General features: G+C 69.1%; 17 protein-coding genes and 1 pseudogene. 12 read left to right on the top strand and 6 right to left on the bottom strand.

Annotated elements, in window-relative coordinates; all coding sequences use genetic code 11:
• Window positions 1-323: 323 nt before the first annotated feature.
• The 8 genes from QQY66_RS40160 (at window position 324) to QQY66_RS40125 (ending at window position 5270) form a co-directional block, all read left to right on the top strand.
• Entirely contained in the window at window positions 324-749 is a 426-nt protein-coding gene (locus tag QQY66_RS40160) for an STAS domain-containing protein (RefSeq protein WP_301985316.1), read from the top strand.
• A 182-nt stretch (window positions 750-931) separates the two neighbouring features.
• Window positions 932-1522 (top strand): DUF5994 family protein, encoded by a 591-nt coding sequence (locus tag QQY66_RS40155; RefSeq protein ID WP_301987652.1) that lies wholly within the window; start codon window positions 932-934, stop codon window positions 1520-1522.
• Window positions 1523-1527: 5 nt separating this feature from the next.
• Window positions 1528-1728, top strand: a complete 201-nt coding sequence (locus tag QQY66_RS40150) for a hypothetical protein (protein WP_301985314.1) — start codon at window positions 1528-1530, stop codon at window positions 1726-1728.
• Window positions 1729-1734: 6 nt separating this feature from the next.
• Window positions 1735-2223, top strand: coding sequence for a DUF5994 family protein (locus QQY66_RS40145; RefSeq protein WP_301985313.1), 489 nt, complete (start codon window positions 1735-1737; stop codon window positions 2221-2223).
• Between the two features lie 173 nt (window positions 2224-2396).
• Entirely contained in the window at window positions 2397-3047 is a 651-nt protein-coding gene (locus QQY66_RS40140) for an SPFH domain-containing protein (protein WP_301985311.1), read from the top strand.
• Window positions 3048-3075: 28 nt separating this feature from the next.
• The gene (locus tag QQY66_RS40135; RefSeq protein ID WP_301985310.1) at window positions 3076-3717 is read left to right on the top strand and encodes a hypothetical protein; all 642 of its coding nucleotides are present in this window, start codon (window positions 3076-3078) and stop codon (window positions 3715-3717) included.
• Entirely contained in the window at window positions 3714-4475 is a 762-nt protein-coding gene (locus tag QQY66_RS40130; RefSeq protein WP_301985309.1) for a GAF and ANTAR domain-containing protein, read from the top strand. Before QQY66_RS40135 ends, QQY66_RS40130 begins: the two co-directional genes overlap by 4 nt.
• Before the next feature lie 78 nt (window positions 4476-4553).
• The gene (locus QQY66_RS40125) at window positions 4554-5270 is read left to right on the top strand and encodes a GAF and ANTAR domain-containing protein (RefSeq protein ID WP_301985308.1); all 717 of its coding nucleotides are present in this window, start codon (window positions 4554-4556) and stop codon (window positions 5268-5270) included.
• 135 nt (window positions 5271-5405) lie between these two features.
• Here QQY66_RS40125 and QQY66_RS40120 read toward each other — a convergent pair whose 3' ends face one another.
• Window positions 5406-5765 carry an ANTAR domain-containing protein gene (locus tag QQY66_RS40120; RefSeq protein WP_301985306.1) on the bottom strand — a complete coding sequence of 120 codons (360 nt, stop codon included), beginning with the start codon at window positions 5763-5765 and terminating at the stop codon, window positions 5406-5408.
• 64 nt (window positions 5766-5829) lie between these two features.
• A complete protein-coding gene (locus QQY66_RS40115) occupies window positions 5830-6186 on the bottom strand; it encodes a PRC-barrel domain-containing protein (RefSeq protein ID WP_301985305.1) in 357 nt (118 codons plus the stop codon).
• A 59-nt stretch (window positions 6187-6245) separates the two neighbouring features.
• Here QQY66_RS40115 and QQY66_RS40110 point away from each other — a divergent pair, with 59 nt between their 5' ends.
• Entirely contained in the window at window positions 6246-6383 is a 138-nt protein-coding gene (locus tag QQY66_RS40110; RefSeq protein ID WP_301985304.1) for a hypothetical protein, read from the top strand.
• A 70-nt stretch (window positions 6384-6453) separates the two neighbouring features.
• Here QQY66_RS40110 and QQY66_RS40105 read toward each other — a convergent pair whose 3' ends face one another.
• Window positions 6454-6732, bottom strand: coding sequence for a hypothetical protein (locus QQY66_RS40105; protein WP_301985303.1), 279 nt, complete (start codon window positions 6730-6732; stop codon window positions 6454-6456).
• Between the two features lie 381 nt (window positions 6733-7113).
• Between QQY66_RS40105 and QQY66_RS40100 the strand changes: the two genes are divergently transcribed.
• From QQY66_RS40100 to QQY66_RS40090, 3 genes and pseudogenes are all read left to right on the top strand, one after another.
• Window positions 7114-7278, top strand: coding sequence for a hydrophobic protein (locus QQY66_RS40100; protein WP_189327780.1), 165 nt, complete (start codon window positions 7114-7116; stop codon window positions 7276-7278).
• 94 nt (window positions 7279-7372) lie between these two features.
• Window positions 7373-7546, top strand: a complete 174-nt coding sequence (locus QQY66_RS40095) for a CsbD family protein (protein WP_301985302.1) — start codon at window positions 7373-7375, stop codon at window positions 7544-7546.
• A gap of 81 nt (window positions 7547-7627) precedes the next feature.
• Window positions 7628-8155, top strand: a pseudogene (locus QQY66_RS40090) (hypothetical protein); the annotation flags it as partial.
• Between the two features lie 379 nt (window positions 8156-8534).
• Here QQY66_RS40090 and QQY66_RS40085 read toward each other — a convergent pair.
• The 3 genes from QQY66_RS40085 to QQY66_RS40075 all read right to left on the bottom strand — a co-directional run bounded on the left by QQY66_RS40085 (window position 8535) and on the right by QQY66_RS40075 (window position 12299).
• Window positions 8535-9863: an enolase C-terminal domain-like protein gene (locus QQY66_RS40085; RefSeq protein ID WP_301985300.1), complete on the bottom strand. Its 1329-nt coding sequence runs from the start codon at window positions 9861-9863 to the stop codon at window positions 8535-8537.
• 50 nt (window positions 9864-9913) lie between these two features.
• On the bottom strand, window positions 9914-11251 hold the full coding sequence (locus QQY66_RS40080) for a gluconate:H+ symporter (protein ID WP_301985299.1): 1338 nt from the start codon (window positions 11249-11251) through the stop codon (window positions 9914-9916).
• A gap of 88 nt (window positions 11252-11339) precedes the next feature.
• Window positions 11340-12299 (bottom strand): 5-dehydro-4-deoxyglucarate dehydratase, encoded by a 960-nt coding sequence (locus QQY66_RS40075; protein WP_301985297.1) that lies wholly within the window; start codon window positions 12297-12299, stop codon window positions 11340-11342.
• Window positions 12300-12331: the final 32 nt, after the last annotated feature.

The raw sequence follows: 12331 nt of genomic DNA, 5'->3' as shown, positions 1-12331 counted from the left end.
TTGGCACCTTCCAGGCGAGGGGAATGGGCGGCTTCCGGCCGTCCGTCGGACCGGGATGAGGACTATGCTGCCGCACGGACGTCCCAGACCCCGGCGGCCTGTCTGTCGTTGCTCGACACAGATGGTGCGGGAAGCGGACCTTTCGTCCGTCACCCCGAGCATCCCTGGAGGGAAATGGGTGGGTCCTCTGTCCTGTTGCACAGGCTGTCGGACCGGCCGTTGCCCACCCCAGCCGAACGTACGTCCCGCCTGCAGCGCGCCAAGGGGCCGGAAATCCCGGCGTCACCGCGTGCGCTGCGGATGGTCTTCTGAACCGAGGCGTCATGCCCCTTCCACAGCTCACCGTCTACCGCCATGACCGAAGGAAACGGGCGCTGCTCACCCTGTCCGGTGAAATCGACCTGGAATCGGCTCCACTGGTGCGCACGGCACTGGAGCGGTGTCTTCGCGACGGTATCCGCACCGTCGATGTCGACCTCACCCCCGTCACCTTCTGCGACTGCAGCGGCCTCAACGCCTTCCTCCACGCCTCCCAGCAGACCACCGTCACGGGCGGGACCCTGCAACTGCACTACCCGCCACCGATGCTGGCCTTGCTGGTCGACCTCGCCGGCTGCGCGTTCCTGCTCCTCGGCCTTCCGTTCGGGCACCTGTCACCTCCTCTCGGGGATGCCCCGGTCGCGTCCTCTCCGGCCGCGCCGCACCGGCATGTTCCGATGGTGCCTGTCCTCTCGGGCGAGGTGAGGTGAGGGCCCGATACAGCCAGGGGAGGTCACGGAAGGCGGGCGATGGACACAGTCCCTGGGGCTCGCCGGAGGAGTACGCTGGGCTTACCGAGAGTATTTCGCGCACCGGCCTCCATGCTCGTGCCGTTTTCGGCGATTGGCTACGCCGTGGCCGGTTCCGACCGGTCCGGAGCAGGGTTCGCATGGTGACTGCGACCGTTACGTACGCGCCGACACTCGAAGACCAGCCCTCCCCTCCGTCTCTCCGCATATCGCTGGCCCCCAGCGGTTCCGCACCGGCTCTGCTGGACGGCGCCTGGTGGCCCCGCTCCCGCGATCTCTGGGCGGAACTCCCTGCACTGACAGCCGTGCTCGATCCGCTGTGGGGGCGGATCACCAGGGTCGCGGTGAATCCCGCACACTGGCCGACCGTCCCGGACAGGGTGCCCGTCGACGGGCATGTCGTGAAGGTGGGCTCGTTCCCGGCCCAGCAGGACCCGCACCAGATGTTGCTCCTCTCCTACCACGTGGGCCGCTGGGACCTGTTGGTGATCCCTCCGCAGACGAGTCCCGTCTCGGCCGCCTGGCTGATGGCCGCCGCGAGCGACCCACTGCGCACGTCGACCGCGGGCCGGCTGATGCACGAGGCGGCGCGCCTGCACACAGACACGGAGACCGACAGGGACGTGGCAGCGGTCCGGGAATCCGAAGGAGGCCATGAGGCCGACGCTCCAGCATCATGTCCGCGGATCCCAGCAGTCGCTCTTCCGGCCCAGCATCCGGCGAGAGGAGCGTGAGGGCCATGGAGACCTTCGTGACCTTGGTGGCGCTCCTGGCGATGGTCGCTCCGGGCGCGTTCCTGATCCACCGGCTCAACAACCAGCATGACGAGCGCATCGCCGCTTTCCACTACAGCCGCTCCCGGCCGGCTGCCCGGGGACCCGCGCCATCGGCCCCGCAGCAGGTTCGCGGTCGGCGCCGGACCCGGGCACAAGGGAAGTGAGTCATCATGCTCCCCACTCAGCTCCTGGCAGACACCAGCAGTGAGCCGGTGCTTCCCGGCAACGCCGTCCTGCGGATGGAGACGACACCCAAGCGCACGGGAACTTTCGACGGCGCGTGGTGGCCACGGTCCCGCGACATCGGGAGCCAACTGCCCGGCCTGGTCATCGCACTGACGGCCCGGCTGGGCACCATCGCCCGCGTCGGCCTCGACACGAGCGACTGGGACGAGGCCCCGGGCCATCTGGTCGTCGCGGGGCATACGGTCCGTATCGACTGGTCCGCCGTGGGGGAGAGCACAATGACCGTCACCCGGGGTGCCCAGGACCGTTTCCTGTTCCTGGTGATACCTCCACAGACATCTCTCTCCCCCGCCCAGGCCGCGATGGCCATGGCCGTACGGGACAACAACGCCGCCTCGGCCGAGCATGTTCTCGCCGCCGCTGGTGTCCCCCCGGCCGACCGGACCGTCGTACCGTCCCGCTCTCCCGACTGAGGGGCCGGAAGGAGCCGCACCGCTCGGCAATCGCACAACCCGCAGCCCAGGACCCCGGCCGCCGCACCGCAGACGACAGGCCGGGGTCCTCCCGTGCCGGGTGCTTCCCGGACCGCTCGGGTTCGGGGACGCCATAGACGTCAGGAATGACCGATGTAAGGAATGTGAGAACCATGAGTGTTCTGATCACCGTACTGGTGGTGTTCGCCACGGCCGGACTGGTCCTGCTCGCCATGAGCCTGCGCGTCATCCGGCCGATCGGGAACCGGATGCGGAAGGTGTCCGTCCAGACCGAGGTGCTCGGCATCCCGCCGCAGGGATCCATCACCGCCGACGACGTGACGCTCACCGTGGACGCGGTCGTCTATTCCCGGGTCATCGACCCGGTCAAGGCCCTGGTGAAGGACGCCCCCACCGAGGAACCCCGGGGACTGCGCGCGGCGACCATGGCCGATACTCCGGGTGCACTCCAACTGCGCCTGCCGCAGACCGTGGTCGACATCTCGGCGGAGAAGAACAGCACCCGGGTCATGCCGTTCCCGGTGGAGATGCTGCGCTTCTTCGAGCGCCAGAGCCGGAACACTGACGGCGAGTCCGCGTACCGGAGCACTCCGCGCCCCGCACTCCCCGGACTGACCACCCCCGGCCCGCCCGCCACGCCCGCCTTCTCGCTGCGTGGAGAGCCGGTCGGCTCGCTGAGCGGAGAGCGGCCCGGCTCCCGCGCAGAGCGGACCGGCAATCGTGCGGCAGTGACCCTGGAACAGCGGGACAACCGGCCGACACCGGCGGACTCCGACTCCGGCGCATCACATGCCCACAGCTGATCTCCCCCTGGTCCCGGGCAGTCGTCGGGTGAGCGCGAAGCTCCGTGGCAACGAGTCGCCCACCATGGACGCGGTGCGGTTGCGTCGGGTGAACCGCCGGCTGGCACAGGACCTGAGCGGGCAACTGGCGGATCTGTACGTGGACTCCCGCGAGACGTCACCCGGCGAGGCGTACCGCCGTCCCGGCCGCCGGCACTTTCTGAACCGTCTCGCCTCCGACATCCGTCGGCCGGGGTTCGCCATGGTGATCGCGGAGACGGACCGCCTGATGGGATGCGCCTTCGGATTCCCGCTCCGCAGCGACGGCGTCTGGTGGCTCGAATGCTACGGAGCACTGCCGCACAGCATCGAGCAACTCACCGAGTCAGGAAGCGTCTTCGCGATCACCGACATCCTGGTCCGCCCGCACCCGCAGGACCAGGACGTGGCCCGCCGATTGCAGGAGCGGCTGCTGACCGACCAGCAGGCGGCGCTCGGTGCCACCGTGGTGGACCGGGCCGATCGCCCAACGCTCACCGCGCTCCGCTCCTGGGGATGGCTGGACCTGGGAGAGGTCTGGAGGCCGATCAGCGCCACGGTGCTCCGGGTGCTGGTCCTTCCCGTCGGGAGACCAACCGCCGCGAGGCTGGAGGGGCTTGCGCACGATGCCTGGACGCGGTGGCCCGGGTGACGTCCCACCGCCGGTCGGCCCGTATCCATGTGCTGGTCGCCGAGCAGGCGGCCCGACGCGGCGCCCAGGTCGGCGTCGTCGACGTGTGCACCGCGGCCGTGGCCGCGCTCCCGGTCGGCGGGGCCGGGCTGTCGGCGATGTCCCGGACCACGACAAGCCATCCGCTGTGCAGTACCGACGCCATCAGCAAACGCCTGGAGGAGCTCCAGCTCACCCTGGGCGAGGGACCCTGCGTGGACGCCTTCCGGCACGGCTCGGCCATCCTGACACCCGATCTGCTGACCGGCGCGATGCAGGACCGCTGGCCTGTGTTCGCCGATGCGGCCCTGGAAGCCGGAGCGCGCGCCGTCTTCGCGTTTCCCCTGCAGATAGGGGCGATCAGTCCGGGAGTCCTGGACCTGTACGCAGACGTGCCGACCGTGCTGGACGCGGAGGAGCTGGCCGACGCGCTGGCCTTCGCCGATCTCGCGACGCTGCTCCTGCTCAATACGCGCATCGACGAGACGGGCGCGTCGGCCGGCCAACCGTTGCCGGAGAGCGGCTTCGAGGACCTGGGCGGCTACCGGGCGGAGATCGACCAGGCCACCGGCATCCTCACCGTCCAGCTCGGCGTCGGCATCGACGAAGCCTTCGTCAGGCTCCGCGCCTACGCTTATGCGCAGGGGCGCCGACTCGCCGAGGTGGCCGCTGACGTGGTGGCCCACCGGCTCCGCTTCTCCCCGGACACAGAACCGAGACGGACCGACGAGGAGACCTGACGCACCGGTGCCATCCGATGAACGTGCTGCACTTCCCGCCCCTTCACAGCGGGACCAGTCTCAAGCGAGGGCGTCACGATGAATCAGCAGCTCCTGGCCAAGACCTTCGTCGAGCTGGCGGACAATCTGGTCGCCGACTTCGACCTGATCGACTTCCTGCGCCTGCTCACCGACCGCTGCGTGGGCATGCTCGGCGCCGGTGCGGCCGGGGTGCTGCTCGCGGACCGCGACGGCGAACTCCGTGTCATGGCCGCCTCCGACGAACAGGTACGCCTGCTGGAACTCTTCCAGCTCCAGAACGACGAAGGCCCCTGCCTCGAGTGCTTCCGCACCGGCACACAGGTGATCGTCCCCGACCTGACCCGGGAGGTCGATCGCTGGCCGCGCTTCGTCACGGCAGCGCACCGCAGCGGATTCGGGGCCGTCCAGGCCCTGCCCATGCGCTTGCGGGACGAGACCGTGGGCGCCCTGAATCTTTTCCGCGCCGTGCCTGGCCCCTTCGATCCGGCCGCCACACTCATCGCGCAGGCCCTGGCCGACGTCGCCACGATCAGCCTGCTGCAACAACGCACCGTCCACCGCAGCACGGTGCTCAACGAACAGCTGCAGACGGCGTTGAACAGCCGGGTCCTGATCGAGCAGGCCAAGGGGAAACTCGCCGAACGCCAGAACATCGACATGGAACAGGCCTTCACCGCACTGCGCGGCTACGCCCGCGCCCACAACCGACGCCTGTCCGACGTCGCCCGCGCCTTCATCAACGACTCCGAGCCCCTCCCCGGTTTCTGCGCCTGACAGCATCCAGAACGCGAAAGTGTTTGAGATCCCCGAGGTGGGCTACACAGGAGGGGAGTCCGAGGGCCGGCCCGGACGAAGGCACCGGAGAGTTGAGCTCACAGCTCCCGGTGCCGTCCGCAGGAGGGCACTCCGTCACCCCCGGTCCGCCGCGTGAAGGCCCCGCAGCGCCCGTCGAAGCTCCCGCTGTATCTCTTCCGGGAGCGTCTCGTCCTTCGTCGTGGCGACCAGAGCCGAAGCCACATCCCGGAGCTTGATATTGCAGTGCTGCGACACACCCACCAACAGATCCCAGGCCCTCTCGCTGGAACACGGCGCCAGGGCCATCACCATGCCGCGCGCCTGGTCGATCACCGCACGGGTCGAAAGGGCCCGCCCCAACTGCTCGTTCTTGGCACGCAGTTCGACGACCTCGGCCAGCAAGGCCGCATCGCCTGCCGAAGCCACAGCCGTCAGCAGCGGCCGTTCTTCACGGGGCGCGGTCACCTGGTGCATGGTGCGTACCTCAGCAGTCCTCACAACACAGTCCTCACAACACAGTTGTCGTGCCCATGGGCGGTCAGCGGCGCGCCAGTTGCCTCTCACCGGCCGCACCGGGCTTGTAGGGCAGGCCGTAGTGCTTGAAGATCGCCTCCTCCTGGTCGGCGGGCAGCACGTCGTCGGTGCCGATCGAAGGGGCCTGCTTCACCAGCGTCTTGACATAGGCCACCTTGAGATAGCCCGGCCCGGCGATCGCGTCCTCCAAGGGGACGAATACCAGCCGGTGCCGGGTGGGCAGTCCGGTTCGTACGGTGGCCATGGCCGGCTCATCGGTGGTGGTGTCCACATAGACCGCTTCGAGGACACCGATCTTGTGGGACTCGGTATCGACGACGTCGAGGTCACGCCATTCCCGGACATCAGCTGCCTGAATCATGATCCCTCCCTACCGAAGGACGTGCCTGGTCGGCATGAACCTCATCGCAGGTCTGCCGTATGAAGCCGCCGCAGCGCACGACGCAGCGCCCGATGGATCTGCCCCTGGAGCGGCTCATCCTCCGAGGTGGCGACCAGCGCCGCCGCCACTTCCCGGAGTTTGAGATCGCACTGCCGGCCAGCGCCCGCCGCAGCTGATCGTTCTCGGCGCGCAGTGCGACGACGTCATGTCCCGCAGGAACCCGTGGACGCCGGTCCATTCCACGGGTCACCTGCGGTGTTCGTGGTCCCGACGGTCCTCGCGCCGCCAGCGCGCTCGGTGCTGACGGCGGTAGCGGCGGTCCCAGCGGTCCTGACGATCCCGGCGCTCCTGATAGTCCCGGTAGTCCCCGAGTTCGGACCTGCCGCTACGGCCCCGGCCCCCGCCACGATCGCGACCGTAGCGGGTGGCCCCGAAGACCAACACCGCCGCGGCCACCCACCAGATGGGATCGAGGAAGCCGAGACCGAACAGGACCATGATGAGGATGAGTAGCACGATGAACACGGCGGGCCTCCCCGGGAGCGGGACACAGAATCGAAACCGGGGACTGGGGCTCACCCCCCAGCGTAGTCCTGCCCGAAGATTCCGGATACGGCGCGACATCAGTGCGTCCTGTCCGGCACGAATGGCTGCTTGACACCTGTCCGCCGGCCGAACCGGCTGAAGCCCCCGTCGAGGCTCCGTTTGCCCCGGCGGCCTCTGCCCAGCTCCCAGAACTCCTCAGTGTCGACGCTACGTTGACAAGGGAGGACACCAGGCGTTGACTGACCGCAGGTGCTGGGCTACCGCGCTCCGGAACTCTCCGGGCGAGGCCTTCCACCTTCCGCTTCGCCCTGACCCCGCGGAACGCAGGAACTGTCCCTGTGATCACGTGGAGGCTCGGCCGTGTTTCTTTGGATTCTTCTCCTCCTGCTGATCCTGGTGGTGTTCGGGTTCGGCTTCACCATGCAGACCCTTTGGTGGGTCGCTGCCGTACTGCTGGTCGTCTGGATCGTCGGCTTCACGAGGCGCGGACGCGGCGGTGGCAGGCGTCGGTACGGCCGCCGGTAATCCAAACCGGGGCTCGATTCCGCCCGCGGGAATGGCGGCCGGTACGAGGATCACGCGCCGGGCGCCCACTCAGCAGACACCTAGGAGGCCGACCATGGGCGTCGGACAGACGATCAAGCACAAGACCCAGGCATTCAAGGGCCGGATCACCGAACGCGTCGGCCGGACCACCCGCAGCAAACGACTGCAGCGCGAAGGCAGGACCGACCGGGTCTCCGGAACCCTGAAGCAGGCCGGCTCCAAGGTCAAGCACGCGTTCCGGCGCTGACCACCAACACTCAATCAGCCGACAGGAATTGACGGCAATGATGCAGACCCATCTGCGAACCAAGAGCCAAAGAAGGCAGCCATGTTCACCGTCGTGATCATCGCCGTGATCGTCATTGGCTTGGCCACCCTCCTCTACCTCGGACGCGGAAGGGCCCGGGGCAGCGGCGGACGCGGGCTGAAGAGGCGCTTCGGCCCGGAGTACGACCGTGCCGTAGCCCACCATGGCGGCAACGTCAGGGCGGCCGAGCGGGAGCTCGGTGAGCGCGTGCGGCAGCACGGTTCCCTCAGGGAGCAGCCGCTGTCCCCCGAGGCCCGCGAGCACTACGTGACTCAATGGGCCACCGCCCAGGAGCAGTTCGTCGAATCACCGCAGAAGGCCGTCACCGAGGCGGACGCGCTGCTGGCGCGCCTGGCAAGGGACCGCGGTTTCCCTGACGGCGAGCAATTCGAGGAGCAGTTGGCCGCTCTCTCCGTCCGCCACGCCTACTTCGTCCAGGGTTATCGCAACATGCACACAGCCGCCCGCGACCAGCGCGGCACCGAGGAGATGCGAGAGGCCATGGTCGAAGCCCGAGGCCTCTTCGAGGCACTGGTCATCGAACAACCGGCTGTCCCGGACCAGCGCCGTCCGCAGACCCCCGACGGCCAAGGACACGCACGGCAGCCCCAGGCCGGAATCCCGGTTCCCGCGATGCGGCGTGCCCCGCAGACACCTCCCACCGACTCTGCTCATGCACCGCGTGAGCCCGGCACCAGCACCGACGGCGCCGATCGCCGGCTGGACTCGAAGCATCTCCCGCAACGCAAACGGGACAAGCTCACCCTGCGCCTCCATCAGGCCCTCAGCAACTTCGCCGGCAGCCGAGCCAAGCGGCGGAAGAGGCCGACAGCACCTTCGACGAACTCGCCACCCACCTGACGGACGCCCTCGCAGAACGAGGCACTACCGGGAGATCACCGACAAGCCGCTTCCGCGACAGGACCGGCTACCGCACCAAGCACGGACGCTTGCTGCTGAACTCCCAGCCGGGAATGAGGTATTGCATGGCGAGGGCGTCGTCGCGCGCGCCCAGGGCCTTCGCCTGGTAGAGGTCATGCGCGGCGAGGAGGCGGTCCATGTCGAGGTGGATGCCCAGTCCGGGGGCGTCCGGGACGGCGATCTCGCCGTCGACGATGCGGGGCGGGGCGGTGGTGAGCCGTTCCAGGCCTTCCTGCCAGATCCAGTGCGTGTCGAGGGCGTTGTACTCGCCGGGGGCCGCGGCGCCGCAGTGGGTGATCATGGCCAGGGAGATGTCGAAGTGGTTGTTGGAGTGGCATCCCCAGGTCAGGCCCATCGCGTTGCACAGCTGGGCCACGCGGACCGAGCCCTGCATGGTCCAGAAGTGCGGGTCGGCCAGGGGGATGGAGACCGACTGGAGGGCGAGGGCGTGGGTGAGTTGACGCCAGTCGGTGGCGATCATGTTGGTGGCGGTGGGGAGACCGGTGGCGCGGCGGAACTCGGCGAGGATCTCCCGCCCGGAGTAGCCGTCTTCGGCTCCACAGGGGTCCTCCGCGTAGGCGAGCGTGCCGACGAGGGGACCGCACAGTTCGACGGCCTCGCGCAGGGACCACGCGCCGTTCGGGTCGAGGGTGATGCGGGCCCCGGGGAATCGGTCCTTCAACGCCCGTACGGCCCTGACCTCCTCCGCGCCCTCCAGGACACCGCCCTTGAGCTTGAAGTCCCGGAAGCCGTACAGGTCGTAGGCCGCCTCCGCCTGGCGGACGATCGCCTGCGGAGTCAGAGCCTCCTCGTGACGGATCCGGTACCAGTCGACCGTCTCGTCCGGTTCACGGACGTACTCCAGGTCCGTGCGGTCGGGGTCGCCGACGTAGAAGAGATAGCCCAGCACCCGTACGGACTCCCGCTGTTGGCCGTCGCCGAGGAGGGCGGCGACGGGGACGTCGAGGTGCTGGCCGAGGAGGTCGAGCAGCGCCGACTCGACGGCGGTGACCGCGTGGACGGTGGTGCGCAGGTCGAAGGTCTGGGCGCCGCGACCGCCGGCGTCGCGGTCGGCGAAACGGTCGCCGACCTCTCGCAGGACACGCTTGTAGTCGCCCACCCTCGCCCCCACGACCAGTGACTCGGCGTCCCGCAGCGTCTGCGTGATCTTCTCCCCGCCGGGCACCTCCCCCAGCCCCGTGCGGCCCTCGGAGTCGGTGAGGACGACGACATTGCGGGTGAAGTAGGGGCCGTGGGCGCCGGAGAGGTTCAGCTCCATGCAGTCCCGGCCGGCGACGGGATAGACGCAGAACGCGGTGACGGTCGGCTGGCTCATGCTCATCAAGATCCTTGGGTACGGGGGTGGAGGGGCCGTGGGCAGAGGCTTCAGAGGCTGAGCAGGTCGAGGACCCACTCGCCCAGCAGAACGCCGCCCAGGCCGAGGACGGCGAGCACCGTCGTATAGGAGGTACGCACCTTGATCGCCTCGATGACGGAGAGGTTGAAGTACTCCTTGAACAGCCAGAATCCGGGGTCGTTGACGTGGGAGCAGGCGATCGAGCCGCAGGCGACCGCGAGCACCATCATCTCGGGGTGGACCCCACTGCCCGCGAGCAGCGGCAGGACCACGCCGGATGCGGTGACGACGGCGACCGTCGCCGAGCCGAGCGCCACGCGGAGGATGACGGCGACGAGCCAGGCGAGGACGATCGCCGAGATGGCCCAGTCGTCCGTGGCGTCCTTGATGTAGTCGGAGATCCCGCCTTCGACGAGGACGTTCTTGAATGCCCCGCCGGCACCGATCACCAGGAGGATCATCGCCATCGCCTGGGCCGCCGAGCCGCAGGAGGCGCCGACCTCGGCCAGGCTGCGGCCGATCCGCGGTCCGAACGCCCAGATCGCCAGGCACAGGGTGAGCAGCAGTGCGATCGGCGCCGAGCCGAGGAAGGCGACGGTGTTCAGCAGCGGGCTCTCGCCGGAGGTGGCCATGTCGGTGATCGCGGCGGCCACGATCAGCACCACGGGGAAGAGCGCCACGAACAGCGCCCAGCCCAGCCCCGGCATCTCCTCGTCGGTGAACTCCCGATCGCTGACCAGGCCCTTGGGGATGGCGGGGTTCATCGCCCTGACGAACGGCAGGCGCGGCCACACCAGGGCGATGAGCGCACCGGCCGGGACGGCGATGAACAGGCCGTAGAACAGGGTCAGTCCGACGGAGGCGTGGAACGTCGCGGCGACGGCGGTGGGGCCGGGGTGCGGCGGCAGGAAACTGTGCATCGTGGACAGCGCGATGGACATCGGCAGCCCGACCCACAGCAGCCTCGCTCCGGTCACCCTGACCAGAGTGAAGGCGATGGGCACGATGATGATGAACGCGACCTCGTAGAACATGGTCACGCCGATCAGCATGGACGTGACCACCATGGCCACCTGGACCCAGCGCGGCCCGAACGCGTCGAGGAGCTTTCTGGCGATGCGCTGCGCGGCGCCGGAATCCCCCATCACCCGGCCGACCATGGCGCCGAGACCGATGGTGAGCATGGTGTCGCCGATCTGGTCTCCGATGCCCTCGGAGAGGACGTCCGGGATGGTCGCCACCGGTATGCCCCGGACCAGCGCGACGCCGACCGCCACGAGCAGAAGCGCGGCGAAGCCGTTGAGCCTCAGCCTGGTCATGAGGAGGAGCAGGATCACGACGCTGATCCCGACTACGAGGAGAGGCAAGGCAGTTCCCCTTTGAACTGTTCACTGGGCAGTCGGAGGCTCCGCGGGCGCGGGGCGGCGGGTGGTGACGCGGGCGGCGCCGGATGGGTCAGGCGGATCGCCGTACGGCGTCGACCAGTCTCAGGCCGTGGTCCAGTACCTTCTCCAGGTCGGCGAGATCGTCGGCGCCGGGGTCGGTGAGCGGGGCGCGCACCGGGCCGACCGGGAGGCCGCGCAGCCGGGCGGCGGCCTTGACCAGGGAGACGGCGTAGCCGGGCACCCGGTCGCGCAGCTCGACCAGTGGGACGTAGAACTCGCGCAGGAGCCTGGTCATGGACGCGTCGTCGCCACTCTGCAGGGCGGTGAAGAAGGCGTTCGCGATCTCGGGCGCGAAGGCGTGGACGGCGGAGGAGTAGGCGGGCACGCCGACGGTGGCGTAGGCGCGGGCCTGGATCTCGGCGGTGGCGGCGCCGTTGAAGAAGAGGAAGCCCTCGGGGGCGGCGAGGGTGAGGCGCTGGAGACGGTCGAGGTCGCTGTGGCCGTCCTTGAGGCCGATGACGCCGGGGATCTGTGCGATCCGCCTCAACGCGTCCGCCCCGAAGGCCACTTGACCCCGCTGGTAGGCGATGAGCGGCAGCCGGGTGCCGACGGCGATCCGGCGCAGCTGTGCCACCAGGCCGTCCTGTGGTGCCCCGACCAGGTAGTGGGGCAGGACCAGCAGGGCGTCGGCGCCGGCCTCCTCGGCGATACGGGCGAACCGCAGCGCCTGGGCCCAGCCGTAGCCGGTGCCCGCGACCACCGGAAGCCGGCCGGCGGCGACCTCGACCGTGGTCTCGACGACCGCGCGGTACTCGTCCTCGTCCAGCGAGAAGAACTCTCCGGTCCCGCAGGCGGGGAACACCGCCCCCGGTGCGGTGGCCAGCCGGCCGGCCAGGTACGCCCGGTAGGCGTCGAGGTCGAGTCGGCCGTCGTCCCGGAAGCTCGTGAGCGGGAAGGACAGCACCCCGCCCGCCATTCCGTCCCGGAGCCGCTGGACGACCTGTCCGGCTTCCGCACTGATCTCTGCCACGAATCTCATTCCTATATGCAGATGACGTCCAT

It is taken from the genome of Streptomyces sp. DG2A-72, assembly GCF_030499575.1.
GTDB lineage: Bacteria > Actinomycetota > Actinomycetes > Streptomycetales > Streptomycetaceae > Streptomyces.
Note: the sequence above shows the minus strand (reverse complement) of the source record. Positions and strands in the feature narration are given on the sequence as shown.

Bases quoted from the DNA above. Each gene is read 5' to 3' on its own strand.
- QQY66_RS40160 (WP_301985316.1), top strand. From the start codon at position 324: ATGCCCCTTCCACAGCTCACCGTCTACCGCCATGACCGAAGGAAACGG.
- QQY66_RS40150 (WP_301985314.1), top strand. From the start codon at position 1,528: ATGGAGACCTTCGTGACCTTGGTGGCGCTCCTGGCGATGGTCGCTCCG.
- QQY66_RS40145 (WP_301985313.1), top strand. From the start codon at position 1,735: ATGCTCCCCACTCAGCTCCTGGCAGACACCAGCAGTGAGCCGGTGCTT.
- QQY66_RS40140 (WP_301985311.1), top strand. From the start codon at position 2,397: ATGAGTGTTCTGATCACCGTACTGGTGGTGTTCGCCACGGCCGGACTG.
- QQY66_RS40125 (WP_301985308.1), top strand. From the start codon at position 4,554: ATGAATCAGCAGCTCCTGGCCAAGACCTTCGTCGAGCTGGCGGACAAT.
- QQY66_RS40120 (WP_301985306.1), bottom strand. From the start codon at position 5,765: ATGCACCAGGTGACCGCGCCCCGTGAAGAACGGCCGCTGCTGACGGCT.
- QQY66_RS40115 (WP_301985305.1), bottom strand. From the start codon at position 6,186: ATGATTCAGGCAGCTGATGTCCGGGAATGGCGTGACCTCGACGTCGTC.
- QQY66_RS40110 (WP_301985304.1), top strand. From the start codon at position 6,246: ATGAAGCCGCCGCAGCGCACGACGCAGCGCCCGATGGATCTGCCCCTG.
- QQY66_RS40095 (WP_301985302.1), top strand. From the start codon at position 7,373: ATGGGCGTCGGACAGACGATCAAGCACAAGACCCAGGCATTCAAGGGC.
- QQY66_RS40085 (WP_301985300.1), bottom strand. From the start codon at position 9,863: ATGAGCCAGCCGACCGTCACCGCGTTCTGCGTCTATCCCGTCGCCGGC.